The sequence below is a fragment of the Rhizobium sp. 01L419 genome, assembly GCF_056400025.1.
The window spans coordinates 115,646-135,994 of record NZ_JBFTSM010000005.1; the positions used below are offsets into that span (position 1 = coordinate 115,646).

Here is a 20,349-nt window from a genome sequence, read left to right on the forward strand (position 1 = left end):
CACATCAACGAGCGATGAAGCCCCATGAACAAGCTGGAAAAGAGCGGACAGTTCGACGTGGAAGCCCTGCGCAAGCAGGTCTCTGATACGGAGACGCGCGGCGACGCCTCTACGCATGCGGACGGCGAGACGCCGCCCATCAATTCCTATGCCCGTCAGATCGCAGAGCAATTCCGTGATGGAACCTCTTCGCCTGTCATCATCATCGGCCAGTTGCGGCTGCTGGAATTCCTGACACAGTTCGTCATCGGCCTTGTCGCCTTTTATTTCGCACCCGGCGACGGCAGCGACAGTATCCTGATGCGGGCTGTCATGGCGGCGATCATTTCGGCATTGACCGTGGTAGCGCTTCAGGTGGCTGATACCTATTCCATTCCGGCTCTTAGAGCCCGCGTGCGGTATTTGCCGCGCGCCTTCGCAGCATTCGCCATCGTCTTCGTGCTGATAACAGGCGCTTGCTCACTCTTGCGCGGTCTGAGCGCCGAGACCACGGAATCCTACGGCATCTGGTTTATTGCGGGCGCGCTCTTCCTGGTCATCGAGCGTTTCCTCGTGGCGCAGGGCGTGCGGAACTGGGCACGCAACGGCATCATGGAGCGCCGCGCCGTCATCGTCGGCGGCGGCGAGCCGGCCAAGGAACTGATCCGGATGCTGGAGCAGCAGGCGGATAACGACATCCGTATATGCGGCATCTTCGACGACCGTGGCGAGAAGCGCTCGCCGATCATGGTCGCCGGCTATCCGAAGCTCGGCACGGTGAGCGAACTCGTTGAATTCGTGCGCATGACGCGCATCGATATGCTGATCATCGCACTGCCACTGTCCGCGGAGGCGCGCATCTTCGCGCTTTTGAAGAAGCTCTGGGTGCTTCCGGTCGATATTCGGCTTGCCGCACACGCCAATCGCCTGCGCTTCCGCCCGCGTGCCTATTCGCATGTCGGCTCGGTACCGATGCTCGACATCTTCAAGAAGCCGATCCGCGACTGGGATTCCGTCGCCAAGCGCGTGTTCGATATCTTCTTCACCATCGTCGCGCTCTGCCTGCTCTGGCCTGTCATGGTGGCGACAGCGATTGCCGTGAAGGCGACTTCGGAAGGACCGGTCTTCTTCAAGCAGAAGCGTCACGGCTTCAACAATGAAGTCATCAATGTCTTCAAGTTCCGCTCCATGTACACCAACATGAGTGATCCGACGGCAAAGGCAGCCGTCACCAAGGGCGATCCGCGCGTCACCCGTGTCGGCCGCTTCATCCGCAAGACCTCGATCGACGAGTTGCCACAGCTCTTCAACGTGCTGAAGGGCGAGCTTTCGCTGGTCGGCCCGCGTCCGCACGCCGTGCTTGCCCAGGCGCACGACCGCGCTTTCGCCGATATTGTCGATGGCTATTTCGCACGCCACCGCGTCAAGCCCGGCGTCACCGGATGGGCGCAGATCAATGGCTGGCGCGGCGAAGTGGACAATGATGAGAAGATCAAATTCCGCACGGCCTACGACCTCTATTACATCGAGAACTGGTCGCTCTGGTTCGACCTCAAGATCCTGTTCCTGACGCCGGTCCGGCTGCTCAACACGGAAAACGCCTATTGAGCGCGATCGACGCCACCCGTGTGCGCGTGGCCCAGCCGCAACGGCTGACGCTGCGCCTCATCGGCTCGGCGGCGGTCGCATTCGGGGTCTTTCTCTCCGGCTTCGTCATCGACGAGCCTGCGCCTTATGAATTGTGGATGGCAGGGCTGATCGGCCTCTGGTTCATCCTCGGCCTGAAAATATCCCGCACCACCGCGCCGCTGATGGCGCTGCTCCTGACCTTCAACATCGGCGGCATGCTGTCGCTCACCCAGATGCGGGATCTGGCGACCGGCCCAATGTATGTTGCCGTCTCCACTTTCCTGGCGCTGACCTCCATCTTCTATGCCGCGATCATCGAAGACAGCCACAAGCGGCTGCCGCTGATCTTCAATGCCTGGAGCTTTGCGGCTGTTATCACGTCCCTGCTCGGCATTCTCGGCTATTTCCATGCCTTTCCGGGCTCTGAAGTCTTCACGCTTTACGACCGCGCCAAGGGCGCCTTCCAGGATCCGAACGTTTTCGGCCCCTTCCTCGTGCCGCCGGCGCTTTACCTCGTCCACGGCATTCTCGCCGGGAATCTCAGAAGCTCGCCGATCAAGGCGGGAGCGCTGCTCATCCTGGCGCTCGGCGTCTTCCTCTCCTTCTCGCGCGCGGCTTGGGGTCTCTTCGCCTTTGCCGTGGCGGTGTTGATCTTCGTCATGCTGCTGAAGGAACGCAGCGGCGCCTTCCGGCTGCGGGTGCTGATCCTCTCGCTGGGCGCGATCATCCTGATGGCGGCCTCGCTGCTGGTCGCGCTGCAGGTTCCCAAGGTCAGCCAGCTCTTTTCCGCCCGCGCCCAGCTCGTGCAACAATATGACGGCGAGCATCTCGGCCGTTTCGACCGCCATCGCATCGGCTTCCAGATGATGATGGAAAGGCCGCTCGGCATAGGGCCGCTGGTCTTCGGCACGATGTTTCCGGAAGACGAGCACAATATCTGGCTGAAATCGCTGACCACCTACGGCTGGCTGGGCTTCATCAGTTATGTCGGCATGCTGTGCTGGACAATCTATCTAGGTTTCCGAAGCATGCTGCTCGACCGGCCATGGCAGCCTTTCCTCATGGTCGCCTGGATCTCCATTCTCGGCCATGCAGCGATCGGCAACGTGATCGACATCGACCATTGGCGGCACGTTTACCTGTTATTCGGCATCGTCTGGGGCTGCGCGGCGCTTGAAGTTCGCCACAAGCGTTCAGTCCGCTCACAAACACTTGAGAAGTTCGACAAAAGCGTTAGATTTCCGGCATGATTACAGGGACACAGATACGCGGCGCGCGCGCCATGATCGGCATGAGCATCGAGGACCTCGCCGCTCATGCAGGGCTTTCCATCGAAACAGTCCAGGCGCTGGAAAACGGTGAATGGGCAGGCGAGACGCGAGCCACGATCGACGTGCGCAACACGCTGGAAGCCCACGGCATCATCTTCATCGCCAGCGGCAATCAGGATGAAGGCGGCCCTGGCATACGCTTGCGCGCACGCAGTTCCAGCGATGACGGCATCAGGCCGGAAAACCTCAACGCCGCCAACGACGATTGACGGAACCAAGCGTCGCCCCAGGCGTTTCGGCTGTCCTGTCAACGTGTTGGGGTGGCCTGTCTTGAATCGAAACAGCAGTCTTTATCTTGTCATCGGTGCGCTTGTCGTCGTGATCATCGGCCTCGGCGCTTATGTATTCCATGAGGAAAGCAAACCCGAAGGCATCGAGATGAGCATCGGCAAGAATGGTGTCTCGATAGAGCAGAACTGAGTTTCAGAGATAGGTCTTTGCGAGAACGGTCAGCTTGCCGCTGTCCTTCACGCCCTGCCTGTAAAGCTGGATGAGGGCCGCCCCGATGCGGTCTGCCTCCGGCGTGCGGGGAGCGATGCCGCTGTCATCGCAAACCTGGCTCAGAACCTGCGACAACAAGTCGATATCTTCCGAAAAGAGCGGTAAATCCTGGGGGTGAACTGACGATTTCAACATCGCGCCACATTTCCCTTAGAGGGCACAACGCATCATCGCTGCGCAGCCGACGCCCTCCCTGCCAGCTTTATTCGCATTATGCGCGTAGCCCAAAATTTTAGCAACCGTGCAATCAAAATCTCGGGAACAATCTCGTGTCTCGTGCGTTACGGGGCCGTTTGGAACGTTGGAATGAGAGAGCCGTGAGCGAAAAACGCTTCCCCTCGTCTGTAAGGGTCAAGTCCCCAAGCAGCAGCTTCATTGTCGCAACCGCCTGGGAAGCCGTCGAATATCTCAAACGCTGGCCGGCGAAACCCGGACGCGAATACCGTGTCGCGCTCCAGCACTGCCTTGACGCAATGGATGGGCTGAGAAGCCCGCGCGCAGCGCAGGCATCTTTCGTAATGGCTGCCAGGACAGCCGGGCTGTTGATATGAGGATTGAGGGCCAGTCAGACTTTCAGTCTCAGAATTTCAGCCGGGCGCTCGCTGCATAAAGCTGCGACTGGGTAAAGCCTTCGACGATCACCTTGGCGCCGACCTCGGCCACGTGCGCTTCGGCAAGCTCCGCAAGCGCAAGGGCAACGTCGCACTCCGACCAGCCGGCTTTCACAGCGTCATCGGAAAGGGCCTTAAATGCGGCGGCAAGGGTCTGCCGGCAATCCTGCCTGTTATTGTCGATCGTCATAAGCCCAAACTATGCTTTTCCACGATTTCTCTTCTTTACACGCTTAGCAGCAAAATTGCGAATAAATTTCAATTTCAAACAATCAAAAATTGGAAAGAGCGCACATATCAGCTTCGATCACAGGCATATTCAGCTGAACGCAAAATAAATTACATCTCCTAAGCGGGGATATTGACAGAAATATTGATGAAATATTTTACCGAAAATTTAGTGCCAAAAAAATACAACCGAAACTGTATATTATTTCGATAAAGTCCCGGACCAGCTTGGTACGATATTGCTCACGGGCGAGAGGATTTCCATGCCACACCGGCATACGCAAGGATTTTTGCTGCTTTGCGCAGACTTTTTTCGGCATTCATCGGCAGGTTGAGAGGCCTCCAGGCGGTGCGGAAGAGGCAGGCCAGAAGCTCCCCGGCAGACATTCCCTTGGACAAGTTCCGTTTTATGATCGTGGCGGCATTTTTCCCTTGCGTCCAAAAACCGAAAAGTCTAACAGATGCAAGCCGTTTCGGCAGGTCGGGGCGTAGCGCAGCCCGGTAGCGCACTTGACTGGGGGTCAAGGGGTCGCTGGTTCGAGTCCAGTCGCCCCGACCATTTAATCCCTTGAAATCTCAGTCTTTCCGCATCTCGCGAGAGTGAAGGCGCGGCGCGCGCCTACAGCATCGGAGCGAAAATCGGAATCGATTTTCGGCAAGCCTGATGCGTAGATTCAAAGAGTTAGAGCGTCCTTTGTGCGTCCGAATGCACGCACGGCGCTCTAGCGCGATTCATCCGTCCATATGCGACGCTGGCCGCGGTAGATGTACTGGCCCGAGCCCTGGCGGGTATTGTCGCGGTAATAGTCGCGGCGATTGCGGTTGCGGTCGTCGCCGGCGCAACGCTCGGGAAAGCGGCGGCAATCCTGGTAGGTTTGCCGGTCGACGCGCGGATTTCTCGGATCGACAGCCATTGCATTACCGGCAAGCATTGCTAAAGCTAAGGCAAGAACGATCCTGATCATTTCACTCTCTTCATTTTCCTGCAGACCATTGCCTGGAGTTTATCACATGCTGCCAAGCCGCTCACTTCTCATCGGCGTGATCGTGACGCTGGCCTCCTCGCATATCGCATTGGCAGAAAACGTCCAGTTCCGGAACGCCAAGGAAAAAGAAATCCGGCAGCTTCTGAAGGGCGCCGGCGATTTGCGGAAGGCCCCGAATGGTTACGAATACCGTAAGGGCAATCAGAACGGCTACAAGATTTCAGACGGCCAGATCTGCGTTCTTTTCCCCAACAAGCAGACGGACTGCATCTCGATCAAGACGGATGGCGATGTGCTGCAGATGATCGACAACAAGGGCAATCGCATCAGGCTCTGAGCCTCGCCTGCCTCTGGTCCTACCGGGCGGCCGGATTCCATCCGGTCTGGCTGCGATTTCTCCCCACGGAACCTTCCCCCCGAAGCGGCGTTAGAAAAGCGTGATTTGTGGGTCGCTCGCCCGCAGCCGCGATGTGCTGTGTGCCGATGCGGTTTCAGTCCGAAGCAGTCGGATCTTAAACGAGCTTTGGCCGGGCTTTTCGGCAAAGGGAAGTCATGAAACTTCGTTTCGTATCCGCCAGAGCCCCCACCTTCCTTGTTGCCTTCCTTGTTGCCGGCCTTGTCACCGGCCCAGCCCTTGCGGCTGACGCCATCGATGAGGTTCCGGCTGCACCTGCAGCCGAGATCGCTCCGGTCTTCACATGGACGGGCTTCTATGCCGGTCTCGGCGGCGGGCCGACCTGGGCCAATGGCGATTTTGACGTCTTTTCCGAAGACATGAATGGCGGCCTGATCACCGGCTTCGTCGGCTACAACTGGCAGCTCGACAATAATTTCGTCTTCGGTATCGAAGGTGACGTTTCCTACAACTGGGACAAGGCCGATGTCGGTCCGTTTGAAGTCGGCCTCGAGACCGCCGGCTCCGTCCGCGCCCGGCTCGGCTATGCAATCGATCGTGCGCTGATCTATGGCGCTGCTGGCTGGACGGGCGCGCAGGCCCATATCGACGGTCCTGCAGGCGACGACAGCACTACGCTGTCAGGCTGGACGATCGGCGCCGGTGTCGACTACGCCTTCACCAACAATGTCTTCGGCCGGCTGGAATATCGCTACAATGACTACGGTAGCACCGATCTTCTCGGACTCGACGGCGACATCGACCAGCATGTCGTGATGATCGGCGTGGGCTACAAATTCTGAAGCCCTCTGCCTTCAAGACTATTCAGACTGCAAGACTATATGGCCGAGAGCGCGAGCTTGTCGTCCGCCGTCACACGCGGCTGCCACGCGGCATAGTTGGCGATGGTGAGGTGCGGTGTCTCGAAGGGCGTCGCATGGGTTTCGGTGATAACGGTGACATCGGCTCCGGCGCCCTCGCCGGCGAGAATGCCTGCCACGGCATCCTCAAATACCAGGCAGCGGGCGGGATCGACGCCGAGGCGGCTTGCGCCGAGCAGATAGCATTCCGGGCTCGGCTTGCCTGACGAGACTTCCTCGCCGCTGACGATCATTTTCGGCATGGGAATGCCTGCAGCTGCCATGCGGCGGCGAGCGAGTTCGATCGGCGCCGAGGTGACGATCCCCCAACGATCCCCAGGCAGTGCATTCAGGAAACGGATGGAGCCCGGGATCTCGACGATGCCCCCGAAATCCTCCATCTCCTCCTTCAGAAGCTGCTTGGCCTCAGCAACAGGATCGACACCGGGAAGGCCGAGCTGGCGGATGGCGTCGGATGCCCGAACACCGTGGATGGTCTTGAGGAGGACTTCGGGCTCAAAGCCGTGGCGGAGAGCCCACTCGCTCCAGACGCGCTCGACGACCGCGATGGAGTTCAGCACCGTGCCGTCCATATCGAAGAGGAAGGCATCGTAGGTCTTGTCGAGAACGCGATGGGAAGTGGACAAAGGAAGTTTCCTTGCAATGCGGAAAGCCGTCGGTTGCCCCGCGACTAGCCGAGCGCAGGAGCGGCGTCAACCTAAAGCATGCCGCGCAAAAGTATGCAGCGGTTTTGCGACAACGACATGCGGAAAACAAGGACGTAAAGCGGGGCAAGCGAATCGAAAAAGGTCGTGACGCGCCTTAGTCGTTGACTTCGGGATGGGTAATGCTCCTCACATCCGCAAGGCCGCGTGTGGCATCGCGATTACCGGTGGCAGCCGCAGCCTCGAAAATCCGCGTGGCGTCACCATACATCTTCAGGTTCATGTAGCTGTAGCCACGCAGTACCATGAGATCGACGCGCTCCTGCTGCAACTGGGCGCGCTGATCGAGAAAAATAAGCGCTTCGCGATAGCGGCGGCCTTCGAAGGCGGCAAGCGCGCGGTCGGCAAGGATCGCCACCTGCAGTTCGGAAGCGCGGTCGCGGTTCTGCGGCGCCTTGGTCGCCGCGACTGCAGCACTGTTGGAAAGGCCGGCGCGCAGATAGGCAAGGCTCTGGCCGTAGGCGGCATCCTCACGCTCCTTGCGCACAGGGCTTGCCAGCGCCGCTTCGAAAGCCTTCACCGCTTCCATCGGCCTGTTGATGTCCATCAGACACCAGCCGCGTGTCAGCGCGTCGCCGGGGCTGAGGCGGGTCGGATCAATGGTCGTGGAGCAACCGCGTAGCTGGCGAGGACCACGCTCAACCGCTACCGTCTGCATGACTCGCGTCGACCTTGCTGGCGCAACGGTCTGCGGCTGGAGGGCCATGTTGCGTTCGGTCGGCGCGGACTGGACCTGCGGTGCAGCAGGCAGAACTGCAGGCGCCGGCTCGGTCGCAGAGCCAGGAGCCGGTAACGGAGCGTTGCTACGGGGGACGTCAGACGTATCGTTGAGCGTGGCGATACGGGTCGAACGACCGGCCCAGAGACGCTGGATCTCGGCAACCCCGGCACGATCGTTCAACTGCTGGCGGGTAACGGCAAGGCCGTAGGCTGAGGGTTCGTCATCCGGCTTCCAGCGCAGCCCCGTCTCGAACCAGCGAGCGGCCGTCTGGAACTGGTTCAGAGAGCGGGCATACCAGCCGAACTGCTGTGCCGTCGGCACATATTTCTGCTCGATGATCGCAGCAGCGATACGGCCGAGCACGTCCTCGCTCAGATCGGCCGGCGGCTGCAAAGCCATCAGGTTGGCGGTTGCGGCAAGATAAGTGGCGGTCGCATCCTTGGAATCGTCACGCCATTTGTACATGACGTCCTCGGCTTCCTGCGGTGACTTGCGGGCGATAAGCGCCAGCGCCAGACCCTGCGAAGCGACGGCCGAATCCTGTTTATCATGGGCCATGCGGAACCATTTTTCGGCATCCGCCTCATTGTTACGGCGAAGGTGATACCAGCCGAGCAGCAGTGCGTCCGAGGCCAGCCATTGTTGCCCGGCAAGCTTCTCGACGCGGGAGACATAATCGGCAGCGACTTCCAGCTTGGCATCGTCGTTGCCATCGGCAACAAAGCGGCGGGCAAGATCGTCACGCAGGCTGTCGAATTCACGGATACCATTGGCATCCGCAGGTTTTTCGAGGGAAAGCAGCGCCTGCATCGAACCGTATGGCAAAAGAGCGGCAGCCTTCTGGACAGTCGCCACACGTTCGGCCGGGTCGGTGCAGTTCTTCAGGATGTAGGTATAGGCATCCTGCCCACGCTGCTGCCTGTTTGTCTCAACGAACGCTTCGGCAACGCGCCAGAGCATGTCTATCTCGGCGCAGGTCAGCAGGCTCGGCGTTTGGGCAGCGATATCGATGACCGTCGCATATTGTTTGAGATCGGAGGCATTGACCAGCCGGGCGCGGGATTCGGCGACATCGAGGCGGTCAAGCAGGTCGGCGGGCGGCTGCCAGCCACTTTCGGTGGTCTGACGATCGGCAATCGCTCTGCGCAGCTCGGCGTAGCGGCCTTCCGAATAGAGCTGCCACATGTTTTCGAGCTGCCGGTCGCCATTTTGCGGAATGGCGAGCGGATCGGCGGGCGGCACCCAGTTCGGATAGAGCGCCTGAAGGCGGGAGATTTCCGCCTGCAGGCGAACCTTGTCGCCGCGGCTTGCAAAATAACGAAGGGCGCTTTCATCGACGACCGGCTGCTGGCCTGCTGCCGTGCCTGTCGGCGGCGGATTGGCCGGTGTGGCACTGGCAGGGGCTGCGGGTGGTGCGGTCTGCGGGACGACCGGAACCGGAGCCGGCTGCTGGGCCGGGGCTGTCTGCGACGGAGCCGTTTGGGCCAAGTTTGTCTGGGATGAGCTCTGGGGCTGATCGGCGGAATTATCCTGTGTCGCGGCCTGGATTCGCTCCGCCACGGTCTGTACGTCGATCGGCGGATTGGAAGGGGTATCCGGCCCTTTGATGCGACCCATCATCATGAGTTCGGGGGTTTTGCCACCGAAGCCGAAACGCTCCTGCAATGCTTCGCGGTCTTTCAGCCCCGCGATCAGTGTCGCTACCAAAGCTGCTGCCGTGATCGCTACGAGAGAAGATTTCACAGACACTCTGGATGCTTCTCCCCGACATAGGCCAGCCCCAGAAGCTGAAGCGTTGATGGATAATAATAGGCGGGCGCAAACTGCAGCGCTTCGGCAGGAAGTTTCGTTCCGTCTAATACACAGGCCACAACGTGGTTAACAATTTCATAACCAGGATCAGAGAGCGACGTCTTCGGCCGCCCGGTGGTCAGGTCGATAGTGGCGGGCACACCGTTTACGGCAATGCCTTCTTTGAGGCGCGTCAGCAGCGCCCTGTCCGTCACGCCGCCTCGTGCCAGATAGAGCGGGATACGGATCGCGTTGTAGCCGAAATCGGCGTCGAAACCTTCGGCCGGCTGCGGCTGGCGCTTCAGGCTCACCCATTCGGCGGGCAGCTTGCGCGGGCCAAACTGCATGGACTTGAGCAGCGAGAGGCCATCATCCGCGAGTTTCTGCCATTGATCGGACGGCGCAAGCGCTGCCATGACGGGAAGTGCTTCATAGACCCAATAGGACGGATTGATGACGGGGCCGTCGTCGCGATCCGCGCCGGAGAAGCCTTCCGCACCGGGCATCAGCAGCGTGCGACCGGCAAAATCGACCACGGTTTCTGATAGCGTCGATTGTGCCATACGGGTGGCGGCAGCGATATAATCGCTCCGGTTCCAGGCCGAACCCGCCAGCGCAAGCGCATAGGCGATCAATATGTCGCCATCAGAAGCATTGTTGGTGTCTGTCACGTGCGGCGTGGCGGACGGATCCCATTTCCACACGGCAAGGCCGTCATCGCGCAGCAGCAGCTCGGTACGGGTGAAGTACCAGATCTGCTCGAAATCGGCGGGGCTAGCGGCCAGATAGGCAAGCAGCAGGCCGTAGCCCTGCCCTTCACTATGGCTGATATTGCCGTTGCCGTTATCGACGATGCGGCCGCTCGGATCGAGGAACTTCGCCTTGTAGGCGGCCCACGCCTCACCGCTGATCCGCGGCTGCTGGGCAAAGGCCCGCTCACCGGCGAGCGCCAGCATCATCGTACCTGCCAGCAATGTGACGACCCAGCCCCTCATTTCGACCTGCCGAGCCTGAAGAGCATTCTTGATGTGACCAGGCCGATCAGAAGCGACAGGACCACCAGCAGGAAGGAATAGGAAAGAATGTTCGTCGACAACCAGTTGGCAGCGATCAGGCGATAGTTGGCGATCGACAAACCCCCAGTGGGTACGAAATCGAAGCGCGTGACCGGCACGCTCTCGATCTTCCCGGTTCGGCTGGAATAGGTGGTGATATGGCCCGATATCTGCGGCCAGTTTATCTGGGCGGTGAGCGCATTCAGCCCCTCGCGCAGATCTTTGGCCGAGGGCGCCGTGACGACGGTCCAGGCGCCGCCGCCGTCCGGGCTCTTGCCCTGGGCGATCATCAAGGTAGCCGCATCCGACGGCGTGAATACCTGTTCGGCATTTGGGATGAATTGCAGTGAGCTGCCAGTGATGTCGAAGTTGCGGCGCAGCCATTCGCGGAACGCCTCTATGTGGCCCTGCAGCGCGCCGCCGGTGATGCGTGAGCGCCATTCCTCCAGCGCCGTGCCGTTATCGATTTCGGTCGGCTGCGGGTCGGTGACCGGCCGCCACGAAGCCTGGCTGGCCGTTGCGACATTGACCTGCGTGAGCGCCGTTGCCGGCATCTGCGAAATCGAGCCGATGAAAATGGCATTGCGATCGCCGATTACGCTCGGCGAGGCGACGGTTTCGATTGCGATCGGGTGGCCGGCCATGATGGCGAGCTGACCAAGCAGGGTCGCCGCGGCCGAGAGCGTGTCGGCATCGGTACGGTCGATAAACAGTGGCGTCGGATCGGGATTGCGCCCGTAGGGATAGGAGGTGCCTGTCATGGCCGCCAGATTCGGACGCTGCCCGACGCGGGCGAAATCCGGCATATGAAATTCGGACGTGTCAAAAAGTGCAAAGCGCGGCGCCTGCGAGGCCGTCGCCCCGGGGACGCAGGCCGCATCGTCCTCGGTCATCAAAACTGCCTCGATGGCGATCGAATTCAGGCCAGGCTTGAAGTGCCGCATGGTCACGCGGATCGGAAGCTGGCGGAAAATGCCGCCGTTGGTCGTGGCAATCGGCACGGTGGAGGCGATGTTGCCGTTCACATAGATGTCGATATGGCTGCCGGGGAGCACTTTGCTGGAATAGGCGGCATCGAGCAGGATTTTCGCCTCGCCATAGGCATTGGCATAGAAATCGGCCGGTACGGCGATATTGAAGCCGGTGCGGAAGCGGCGGCCGGAAAAGTCGACGGTGCGTATTCCAAGCTGCGAAAGCGGAATGCGCGTGTCGGCAAAGAGCAGCGGCGCGTCGGGCGCCGTCCAGCGCTGCGTGGTCAGCACGTCGCGGCGTATTTCAGGGGCACGGTCGGTTGGAGAAACGATGGTATCGATCGCTGTCGAAACCGCCTGCCAGGATGGACCGCTGATCAGCAGGACAGGCGAACCACTGCCCGGGTCGGTCACAAAGGCGGCAAATGGCGCGCTTTCAGCGCTCTGGGGAAGGCCGGGGAAGATCGGCCGCAGCTCCGCCGCGGTGCCCACGAGCACCGACATTTTGCCGGGGCCGCCTGCCGGCAGCGAGCCGGCGCTGAAGGCAAAGATCTGATTCGGCATTCCGCTCAGAAGCGACAGGCCCTGCGCCAGACGCAGAAGCGGTTTGGTGGTACCGGGCTGTTCCATCGCCGGAACCACCAGATCGAATTGCGTCTTCCCGGTGCCATCGACGCCGATGGCGCGGATAGCATCGGTGCCGGAAAGCTGGCTGGCATCGCGGCCGGCAAAGCTCAGATAGGTGCCGGCCGGATCGATGTTCGACCAGAGTTCATAGGTGGAATCGACGCTGCAATCCGTGCGGTGGCGCTGGTTGGCCTCGAAGGTGATAAGGTTGGCGCCGGGCTGCAGCAGGTCCGCAGGAACCTCGAAGCTGACGGCCGACGGGCTATCGGGCGAACCAACCTGCTGCTGGCCGATGGCACGATTATTGATGAACACGGTCAGCTGCGACGCCTCGGGAGCGACGACGATGGCATTCTGATAGGTGAAGGTGAACCGCGCTTTCGCCGCCGCCTCCTCCGTCGTCAGATAGATCGACCACGATCTGCGGTCGTATTCCCCACTCAGGCCGAGTTCGGAGAAGGGCACGATATAGCGCTTGAAATCGCTGGTCTGCGGAGCCGCTGCGACGGGACGGACGGCAGGCGGCGTGGAGGGTTGCGGCTGGGCCTGCGCCGGGACGGAAGGCGTTGCCGGCGCGGGTGCCTGGATCTGCGCGGGAGGCGGCGCCGGTTGAACAGGATGAGCAGGCAGGGTCAGGCGCGGAACGACCGGCGCCGTGCCCGCCGGACGCTCGCCGGACATATCGAAGGGCGCGGTCTGCGCATAGGCGAGAACCGACGTGCCGACCAGAAGAAAGGAAGCAGCAAGGAGCTTTCTCATCCGGCGTTCACCTTTGCCGCCTGCTGCTGTCGATGCTCTTCACGCTCCGGCCGCATGCTTCGGAAGAAATAAACCAGACCACGGCTCGTCTGGTAGAGCGAGAGGCCGAGGAACCAGATGGTGCCCCTGATGAGGCCGGGATTGCGACGGCGAGAAGCCTGGAACTGCGTCCACTGATCGGAGTTGGCGAAGATCAGGTCTGCGATCAGGCGGTGATCCAGCGCGCTCTTCGGCTGGTACTGACAGCCGAGATTGGTGATATCGCCCGACGGTTCGATGTTGCGCACGATGAGCGGCAGGGTTTCGAGGTCGGCACCGCTATAGGGCCGGAAGCGGATCTCGCCAAGCGCACCGACCTGCACCGCATCGAAATGCTTGTTGAAGATGTGCAGGCGCGCGCCATGGACAGAGACGTCCTCGATGGAGGCCGGGTACCACTGGTCGTTGACGCCGAATTCGCAGCGGCGATTGACGCGCACGCGGCGGGAAGATGCCCTCTCCCCGCGCTCCGAGACCACACCGAGCGCGCAGCCGGCAAGGATGAGGTTGATGATGTTCCAGCCGCCGACGACGAGGGTGACGTCCGCCTTATAGGGCTCGGCATAGATCTTGTAGATGGTGATCGCGACAGCGATGATCTGCACTGCAAAGATGACGAAGAAGGGCCTGCTGATTTCCGACAGGCGGCTGACGGCGATGGATTCGTCCTTGGCGGTAACCTTGAAGGTCGGCTTGCGCGGATTGAGCATGACCGAGACGACGGCCGGCAACAGGTGCACCGTCTGCACATATTCGTAGAGTTCGGAAATCCACGGCCAGCGGAACGATCCATAGAGATAGTTCTGCATCATCAGGTTCACGATCATGTAAGCGAGCGTATAGGCCAGGAACTCGCCACCGGAGGCCGTGAAGATTTCCAGGTCGAAGAAGAGATAGAAGAGCGGCGCGAAGAGGAAGATCGTGCGCGGGAACGGGAAGAGCCAGAACAGCGACGAGGACATGTAGCAGAAGCGCTGCGGCAGGGTGAGACCGCGCTTGAGCAGCGGGAAGCGGAAGCGCAGGATCTGCATCATGCCCTGCGCCCAGCGGCTGCGCTGGCCGATGAAGCTTGCGAAGGTTGCCGGCTGCAGGCCGGCGATCAGCGGCTTGTCGAGATAGATGCTGTTCCAGCCGGCGCCGTGAAGGGCAAGTGCTGTTTCGCAATCCTCGGTGATGCTGATGCCGCTGAAGCCGTTGGTGGATTGCAGTGCGCGGCGGCTCAATACCGCTGCCGAGCCGCAGAAGAAGGCGGCGTTCCATTTGTCGAGGCCGCGCTGGATGATGCCGTAGAACATCTCATTCTCGCTCGGCATCTTGTCGAAGGTGCGCAGATTGCGTTCCAGCGGGTCCGGATTGATGAAGAAGTGCGGCGTCTGGACGAGGAAAAGCTTCGGGTCGTCGTCGAAATAGCCGACCGTCTCCAGCAGGAAGTCGCGCGCCGGCGCATGGTCGGCGTCGAAAACGGCGATCAGTTCGCCGTTCGAATGCTGCATGCCGTTGTTGAGGTTGCCGGCCTTGGCGTGTTCGTTGCGGTCGCGCGTCAGGTAATTGACGTCGAGATCGATGCAGAGCTGCTTGAGCTCGGAATGGCGGGCCGCAGCGGCCTGGGCTTCGATCAGCTTGCCGGAATTGCGCTTCTGCAATGTGCCGCCGTCGTCCAGCAACCAGACGTGCAGCTTATCGGCCGGATAATCCATCGCCTTGGCGGCGGCAAGTGTATTGGCAAGCAGGCCGGCATCCTCGTTATAGGACGGTACGAAGACATCGACATGGGGGAAGCGCTCGAGCTTGCCGGCGCGCGAGGGACGCGACGGCAGCGGGGTCGCGACAATGAAGAGCGACAGCGCCAACATCATCACGCTGTACATTTCGGCGAGATAGAGCAGCAGACCGGGAATGAAGTTTGCGAGCTGGTTGACCGGCGGCAGCGTATTGGTCGTGCGCCAGTAGACATAGCGCAGCACGATGGACGTACCGAAGGCAAGCGCCACGAGGCGCCATGTGCCCTCCCCCTTCAACACCTTGATGAGGGCCATGACCGTGACGACGGTGATGCTGGCGATGAGCTGGGTCTGCAGATTGACGGGCAATGTGACCAAGGCGATCACACAAAGCGACACCACAGCCCATATGACAATACTGCCAGCCTTACGCATGGACGTTCCTTCGAAATGACACGACCGCTGCGCATCGGCGCATCGGGCATGTTGCTATTTCCGGCAGGCGACCGTCATGGCCGCATCGCCTATACAATCAGGCGAAGGCACGGTCACACCGATCGGCCTTGCCGTTTGTTCGATCGGTGCCGGCGCCTCTGCCGGCGGCTCTATCGCATTCGTTTGCGTGTCGTCAGTCGGCAGCGGCACGCGGGGACCAACGGGCGGCTGCAGAACCGGGGCGGCATGTGATGGCTGGCCCTGCACGCGGCGTACGGTTACGGCTCGTGGCTGGCGGATCGCGGCCGGAGCGGGCTCGTAGCCGATCGGCATGGAGTTCGGGCGATAACCACCCTCGTCCGGATAGATCGGCGCGCCGGTCTGACCGAGTGCCGGATTGGCCGGCGGCGGAGCGCCATAGGGATTCCAGATATCACCATCGAAAGTGCCGGTAACGGTGTAGCCGTAGACGATTGCGAGAAGCTGGCGCTCGGTGGCGCGGGCATCACAAAGTCGCAGGCGGAGCTGGATCATGCCGAAGTTGCGTGCCTGCGTGTGCGCCGCCTGGCTGGAGCGGATCTGCTGCCAGGCGTAAATGCAGGTATCGCCGCCGCGACTCTGACCAGAGGCGTAACCGAAGGGACCGTAGCTGTTCTGCAGGAAGGTGGCTGACGTTGCCATCGGAACGCCGGGAACCGAGCGCGCCATCTCACGGGCAATATCCCCCTCCCGGATCATCCGGTAGGAATCGCTGCTGACGCCGGGATTGGCGCCGGACGCGCCGAGAAACTGCGCTTTCAGGAAATTCTGGCCCTGAACCGACGAGGAGGTGAAGAGCGATATCGTCTGCTCCACGCCATTTCCGCGCTTTCGCTCAACGACGCTGACGATCGACGGACCGCCCGGAGGCGGCAGGACAAGTGCCTTTTCCGGCTCTACGGCCTCAGGCCCGACCGGCCGACGCACTCCACCTGTCGACGTGCAGCCGGCTATCATGGCCGCAATGGCCACCACCGATATCGTCTTCGGAAAATGCATGTCCTGGCCGTTGCTATCGTATTTTTAATCTTTGTCTGAAGGGACAAAGCGCGACGAATTTGCGAATCAACAACCCCTATGTCGTTCATTAGGAATAAACGATGCTTATGGTTAACAAATGGTCAATAGCTCGCCAACAGTTTTATCGGGTAGAGCTTACAAAAACTCTACCTCTGCGAGCGTAACTTTCGACCTTGCGCCGCGTTTCGCGGTCGGAACCATGAAGCATGGCAGGCGTTCTCTCCGATGTCTGGGTAGGAAAAGGAGAATATCCATGCGCAAAACCATGCTGGCCGCGGCCGCCCTCATGCTGACCCTAAGCTCTGCCGCCTTCGCGCAGAGCACCGTCATCGTAACCGATCCGGCGCCGACCGGTTCGACCGTCGTTCTTCCGGGCGAAGTACGCACCTATGTGATGGAACAGAGCGCTCCCTCCGTCGTCTATGACGGCGATATAGCCGTCGGCGCGACGCTTCCCAATACCGTGGAAGTCCATACGGTGCCGAATATCGACGGCTATGGCTATACCGTCATCAATGAACGCCGGGTGATCGTCGAGCCGCAGACACACCGTATCATTCAGGTTCTGGAATAGGCTGTCTGCAAGGCGTGAGGTTCTTCCCGGGCCTCACGCCTGTTCTGCGGGAGGCTTGCTGTTCAGCACCTCGCGTACCTTGTGCGCGAGCTGCTCCAGGCTGAAGGGTTTGGCAAGCAGCGAGACGCCATGGTCCAGTACACCATTATGAACAATGGCGTTGCGGGTATAGCCGGTCGTGTAGAGTATCCGGATATCCGGCCACTTTTCCATGACGGTATCGGCAAGCTGGCGGCCGTTCATCTGCGGCATCACGATATCGGTGAAGATGAGATCGACGCGCTCGGTCTCCAGAATCTCCAACGCCTCGGGGCCGCCGGCAGCCTGCAGCACGCTATAACCGAGCTCGCGCAGGCTTTCGGCCGTCATCTCCCGCACGCTCTCGTCATCCTCCACGACAAGGACGGTATCCTCGACGCTTCCCTGCGGGATCGGCGCCATCGATGTCGCCGCAAAACGTGCGTCACCGGAACCGACATAGCGCGGGAGATAGATCTTCACCGTCGTGCCGCGGTCGATCTCGGAATAGATCTTGATGTGTCCCTTGCTCTGCTTGACGTAGCCATAGACTTGGCTGAGGCCGAGGCCAGTCCCTTTTCCCGGACCTTTCGTGGTGTAGAAGGGATCGAAGGCGCGTTCCAGAACCTCGGGCGACATGCCGGTGCCGGTATCGGTGATGCTGATCATCACATATTGGCCGGCCTCGACCTCGTGGTGCGTACGGGCGTAGCGGTCGTCCAGTTCGGTATTAGCCGTTTCGATCGTCAGATGTCCGCCATCAGACATGGCGTCGCGGGCATTGACCGAGAGATTGAGGATGGCGTTTTCGAGCTGGCTCAAATCCGCAAATGTCGGCCAGAGGCCACCGGCTAGAACCGTCTCAATCCTGATCTGCTCGCCCAGCGTCCGGCGCAGCAGTTCCGACATGCCACCGACCAGCTTATTGGCGTCTGTCACCTCGGGTGCCAGCGGCTGCCGGCGCGAAAAGGCGAGCAGGCGCGCGGTCAACACCGCCGCCCGCTGCGCGCCGTCCCTGGCACTCTGGATCGAATTCAGGAGGCGTGGATCCTCCTTGCCGTTCAACCGGCGCTGAGCAAGATCGAGGCTGCCGATGATGATCGCCAGCATGTTGTTGAAATCGTGGGCAACGCCGCCGGTCAGCTGGCCGATAGTTTCCATCTTCTGCAACTGACGCACTTGCGCCTGGGCAGCGGCATGCTCCTCCATCTCGCGCTTGAGTTCGGCGGTGCGCTGAGTGACTGTCTCTTCCAGCCTTGTATTGAAATCGTTGAGCGCTTCCCGCAGATGCCCCTGCCGGCCATGCGAGACGATGATCGCCTGCATCAGTCCGACGATGATGAATGCGTTGACGATGAAGGTCGACAGACCGATCCATTGGCCAAAGGTGACGGGCCAGAAGACGTTATGCGGCACGACGAAGAACTGCTGGACAAGGAAGCCCGCCAGGACAGCAGCAACCGCACCTGGCCCGGCGCCGCCGATGAAGCTTGCGATCAGGACGGCCGGCAGGAAGCTCAGAAAGGGAAACCCTGAGAGATAATCGCCGGCGGCAAGACGCGTCAGAAAGGTGAGCGCGACAACGGCGACGGCGAGCGGATAGGTCAAGCCCGGCCTTTGACGCAGCCAGTCCGTGGCGCTCAACAAATCCATTTTCCAGCCTCTTCCCATCCGTTACGAAAACGGTACCCCAGCTTTTGCATATCGAATCCGGCCGGGCAATACGCTGTTTCTCGCATCGCTGGCTCCCCAGCCTTGACGAGCAGCCGGCTCGGGACAGATAAGCCGTGATCCCCCGCAAGGGGCCTGACACGGGCCTACGCAAGGGTAAAGGGTGGACGGGACCATGAAAGACATATTCATCGTCGAAGACGACGCGCTGATCGCCATGCTGCTTGAGGAGATGCTGGAGGATCTCGGCTACAGCGTCAGCGCCAGCGTTCCGGATCTGGAGCACGCGCTCGATGCGGTCCAGAACAAGGAATTCGACGCGGCTATCCTCGACGTCTCGTTGGCCGGAAAGAGCTCGCTACCGATCGCAAAGCTGCTTGAGGCGCTCGGCAAGCCCTATGTCTTTGCGACGGGATATGGCAGCGCGCCCGAAGGCAGCAATTCAAGCCAGCCTGTCCTGCAAAAACCGTTCCGGCTCTCCGATCTCGAAAAAGCGCTGAAAGGCCTAGCGGCTGCCAGAGCCAGCCTCAAGCATTCTGACCAGGAAAGGCTCTAACGCACCTGATCGAGCAGACGCTTGCATTCCAGAAGATCGTAAAGCGCCTCCTGGAGAAGCGCACGATCCTCCTTGCCGACACTCGACTTGCCGACCGAGATTTCCGGCTGATCGTCCTCGCCGCTGACGAAATTGAAGAAGCGGCGCGTGATCGGCGGCTTGGCGCGGCCAACGATCTGGTCCTCTTCCGCCATGGCGATGCGCGGTTCCCCTGCGGCGGTATCGTTCACGCCGGCCGAGAGTGATTCGACGCTTGCAAGATCGCCGTGACCGACCGCGACGACAAACTTGTTGCCGTTGGTCTTCAAGAGCTTCTGTACGCCCTTGATCGTATAACCGTGATCGTAGAGCAGATGGCGGATGCCTTTCAAAAGATCGACATCCTCCGGCCGGTAATAACGCCGGCCACCGCCACGCTTCATCGGCTTTATCTGTGGAAAGCGGGTTTCCCAAAAGCGCAGCACATGCTGCGGCAAGTCGAGATCATCAGCAACTTCGCTGATGGTGCGAAAGGCATCCGGGCTCTTGTCCAACGTCATACTGCTACGCGACCTCGCGGATCGATCCAAACGGCGACTCATCACATTTCAACGGTTTGGAGCCGAGAATTCAAGTCACGTCTTCGCGTTGCGCACAGCAGGAGGAGCTACGCGGCAAAAAAAGTTCCGTTCAGCGGGAAAAATGATCAGGCAGCCGGGTTCTGCGGCTTGGTTTTGCCCTTCCGGGCAACATGGGACTTGAGAATGCGCGTCTTAAGCACATTCGAAGCCTTGAAGGTCATGACGCGGCGGGGCGAAATCGGAACTTCCTCGCCGGTCTTCGGGTTGCGCCCGATACGCTCGTTCTTGTCACGCACCTGGAAGGTCGCGAAGGAGGAAAGTTTGACGGTTTCGCCGCGCACGATGGCGTTGCAAATCTCGTCGATAACCGTTTCGACCAGCTCAGCAGATTCTGTCCGGGAGAGACCGACCTTGCGAAAAACGGATTCCGCCAGGTCTGCTCGCGTCACTGTCTTTCCGGTCATGGTTTCCCCGCCCAATAGAAATTATTTTGTGAAAGCGAGCAAAGAGTATTTGTCTTGCGCCTTACGGTCAAGCTCTTGTTCGCC

Annotated in this window: 21 protein-coding genes and 1 tRNA gene; 10 read left to right on the top strand and 12 right to left on the bottom strand. The window is 60.5% G+C overall.

Going from position 1 to position 20,349, the window contains the following annotated elements; translation table 11 throughout:
• Nucleotides 1-24 precede the first annotated feature (24 nt).
• The 4 genes from AC1DUP_RS12240 to AC1DUP_RS12255 all read left to right on the top strand — a co-directional run bounded on the left by AC1DUP_RS12240 (nt 25) and on the right by AC1DUP_RS12255 (nt 3,359).
• Nucleotides 25-1,587, top strand: a complete 1,563-nt coding sequence (locus AC1DUP_RS12240) for an undecaprenyl-phosphate glucose phosphotransferase (protein ID WP_113301194.1) — start codon at nt 25-27, stop codon at nt 1,585-1,587.
• Nucleotides 1,584-2,858 carry an O-antigen ligase family protein gene (locus tag AC1DUP_RS12245; protein ID WP_113301193.1) on the top strand — a complete coding sequence of 425 codons (1,275 nt, stop codon included), beginning with the start codon at nt 1,584-1,586 and terminating at the stop codon, nt 2,856-2,858. The genes AC1DUP_RS12240 and AC1DUP_RS12245 overlap by 4 nt, the downstream gene beginning before the upstream one ends.
• Nucleotides 2,855-3,148, top strand: a complete 294-nt coding sequence (locus tag AC1DUP_RS12250) for a DNA-binding protein (RefSeq protein ID WP_113301192.1) — start codon at nt 2,855-2,857, stop codon at nt 3,146-3,148. Before AC1DUP_RS12245 ends, AC1DUP_RS12250 begins: the two co-directional genes overlap by 4 nt.
• Before the next feature lie 61 nt (nt 3,149-3,209).
• Complete coding sequence (locus tag AC1DUP_RS12255) at nt 3,210-3,359, top strand: hypothetical protein (protein ID WP_477832774.1); 150 nt, start codon at nt 3,210-3,212, stop codon at nt 3,357-3,359.
• Between the two features lie 3 nt (nt 3,360-3,362).
• Here AC1DUP_RS12255 and AC1DUP_RS12260 read toward each other — a convergent pair whose 3' ends face one another.
• On the bottom strand, nt 3,363-3,575 hold the full coding sequence (locus AC1DUP_RS12260) for a hypothetical protein (protein ID WP_113301191.1): 213 nt from the start codon (nt 3,573-3,575) through the stop codon (nt 3,363-3,365).
• Between the two features lie 182 nt (nt 3,576-3,757).
• Here AC1DUP_RS12260 and AC1DUP_RS12265 point away from each other — a divergent pair, with 182 nt between their 5' ends.
• Nucleotides 3,758-3,991, top strand: a complete 234-nt coding sequence (locus AC1DUP_RS12265; protein WP_477832775.1) for a DUF982 domain-containing protein — start codon at nt 3,758-3,760, stop codon at nt 3,989-3,991.
• Nucleotides 3,992-4,019: 28 nt separating this feature from the next.
• On the opposite strand, the gene AC1DUP_RS12270 is transcribed toward AC1DUP_RS12265, so the two are convergent.
• The gene (locus AC1DUP_RS12270; RefSeq protein ID WP_477832776.1) at nt 4,020-4,241 is read right to left on the bottom strand and encodes a hypothetical protein; all 222 of its coding nucleotides are present in this window, start codon (nt 4,239-4,241) and stop codon (nt 4,020-4,022) included.
• A 520-nt stretch (nt 4,242-4,761) separates the two neighbouring features.
• On the opposite strand from AC1DUP_RS12270, the gene AC1DUP_RS12275 reads away from it, so the two are divergent.
• Nucleotides 4,762-4,838: transfer RNA gene (locus tag AC1DUP_RS12275), tRNA-Pro, on the top strand.
• A 163-nt stretch (nt 4,839-5,001) separates the two neighbouring features.
• Here the strand turns inward: AC1DUP_RS12275 and AC1DUP_RS12280 are convergent.
• Nucleotides 5,002-5,244, bottom strand: coding sequence for a hypothetical protein (locus AC1DUP_RS12280; protein ID WP_477832777.1), 243 nt, complete (start codon nt 5,242-5,244; stop codon nt 5,002-5,004).
• A gap of 46 nt (nt 5,245-5,290) precedes the next feature.
• On the opposite strand from AC1DUP_RS12280, the gene AC1DUP_RS12285 reads away from it, so the two are divergent.
• A complete protein-coding gene (locus AC1DUP_RS12285; protein ID WP_113295318.1) occupies nt 5,291-5,602 on the top strand; it encodes a hypothetical protein in 312 nt (103 codons plus the stop codon).
• Between the two features lie 215 nt (nt 5,603-5,817).
• The gene (locus AC1DUP_RS12290) at nt 5,818-6,462 is read left to right on the top strand and encodes an outer membrane protein (protein WP_477832778.1); all 645 of its coding nucleotides are present in this window, start codon (nt 5,818-5,820) and stop codon (nt 6,460-6,462) included.
• Between the two features lie 35 nt (nt 6,463-6,497).
• Here AC1DUP_RS12290 and AC1DUP_RS12295 read toward each other — a convergent pair whose 3' ends face one another.
• The 6 genes from AC1DUP_RS12295 to bcsN form a co-directional block, all read right to left on the bottom strand.
• Nucleotides 6,498-7,166, bottom strand: a complete 669-nt coding sequence (locus tag AC1DUP_RS12295) for an HAD family hydrolase (RefSeq protein WP_477832779.1) — start codon at nt 7,164-7,166, stop codon at nt 6,498-6,500.
• Nucleotides 7,167-7,341: 175 nt separating this feature from the next.
• Nucleotides 7,342-9,708 carry a cellulose synthase gene (locus tag AC1DUP_RS12300; protein ID WP_477832887.1) on the bottom strand — a complete coding sequence of 789 codons (2,367 nt, stop codon included), beginning with the start codon at nt 9,706-9,708 and terminating at the stop codon, nt 7,342-7,344.
• Entirely contained in the window at nt 9,705-10,751 is a 1,047-nt protein-coding gene (locus AC1DUP_RS12305) for a family 8 glycosyl hydrolase (RefSeq protein WP_477832780.1), read from the bottom strand. The genes AC1DUP_RS12300 and AC1DUP_RS12305 overlap by 4 nt, the downstream gene beginning before the upstream one ends.
• On the bottom strand, nt 10,748-13,168 hold the full coding sequence (locus AC1DUP_RS12310; protein ID WP_477832781.1) for a cellulose biosynthesis cyclic di-GMP-binding regulatory protein BcsB: 2,421 nt from the start codon (nt 13,166-13,168) through the stop codon (nt 10,748-10,750). The genes AC1DUP_RS12305 and AC1DUP_RS12310 overlap by 4 nt, the downstream gene beginning before the upstream one ends.
• Nucleotides 13,165-15,363 (bottom strand): UDP-forming cellulose synthase catalytic subunit, encoded by a 2,199-nt coding sequence (gene bcsA, locus AC1DUP_RS12315; RefSeq protein ID WP_113295313.1) that lies wholly within the window; start codon nt 15,361-15,363, stop codon nt 13,165-13,167. Before bcsA ends, AC1DUP_RS12310 begins: the two co-directional genes overlap by 4 nt.
• Before the next feature lie 54 nt (nt 15,364-15,417).
• Nucleotides 15,418-16,401, bottom strand: coding sequence for a cellulose biosynthesis protein BcsN (bcsN, locus tag AC1DUP_RS12320; protein ID WP_477832782.1), 984 nt, complete (start codon nt 16,399-16,401; stop codon nt 15,418-15,420).
• Between the two features lie 274 nt (nt 16,402-16,675).
• On the opposite strand from bcsN, the gene AC1DUP_RS12325 reads away from it, so the two are divergent.
• On the top strand, nt 16,676-16,996 hold the full coding sequence (locus tag AC1DUP_RS12325; protein ID WP_113509128.1) for a DUF1236 domain-containing protein: 321 nt from the start codon (nt 16,676-16,678) through the stop codon (nt 16,994-16,996).
• A gap of 33 nt (nt 16,997-17,029) precedes the next feature.
• Here AC1DUP_RS12325 and AC1DUP_RS12330 read toward each other — a convergent pair whose 3' ends face one another.
• The gene (locus AC1DUP_RS12330; RefSeq protein WP_477832783.1) at nt 17,030-18,667 is read right to left on the bottom strand and encodes a response regulator; all 1,638 of its coding nucleotides are present in this window, start codon (nt 18,665-18,667) and stop codon (nt 17,030-17,032) included.
• A 193-nt stretch (nt 18,668-18,860) separates the two neighbouring features.
• Here AC1DUP_RS12330 and AC1DUP_RS12335 point away from each other — a divergent pair, with 193 nt between their 5' ends.
• Complete coding sequence (locus AC1DUP_RS12335; RefSeq protein ID WP_477832784.1) at nt 18,861-19,241, top strand: response regulator; 381 nt, start codon at nt 18,861-18,863, stop codon at nt 19,239-19,241.
• On the opposite strand, the gene AC1DUP_RS12340 is transcribed toward AC1DUP_RS12335, so the two are convergent.
• Nucleotides 19,238-19,780: a MerR family transcriptional regulator gene (locus AC1DUP_RS12340; protein WP_113295308.1), complete on the bottom strand. Its 543-nt coding sequence runs from the start codon at nt 19,778-19,780 to the stop codon at nt 19,238-19,240. The genes AC1DUP_RS12335 and AC1DUP_RS12340 overlap by 4 nt on opposite strands.
• A gap of 146 nt (nt 19,781-19,926) precedes the next feature.
• Nucleotides 19,927-20,265 carry an integration host factor subunit alpha gene (locus tag AC1DUP_RS12345; protein WP_007819963.1) on the bottom strand — a complete coding sequence of 113 codons (339 nt, stop codon included), beginning with the start codon at nt 20,263-20,265 and terminating at the stop codon, nt 19,927-19,929.
• Nucleotides 20,266-20,349 lie beyond the last annotated feature (84 nt).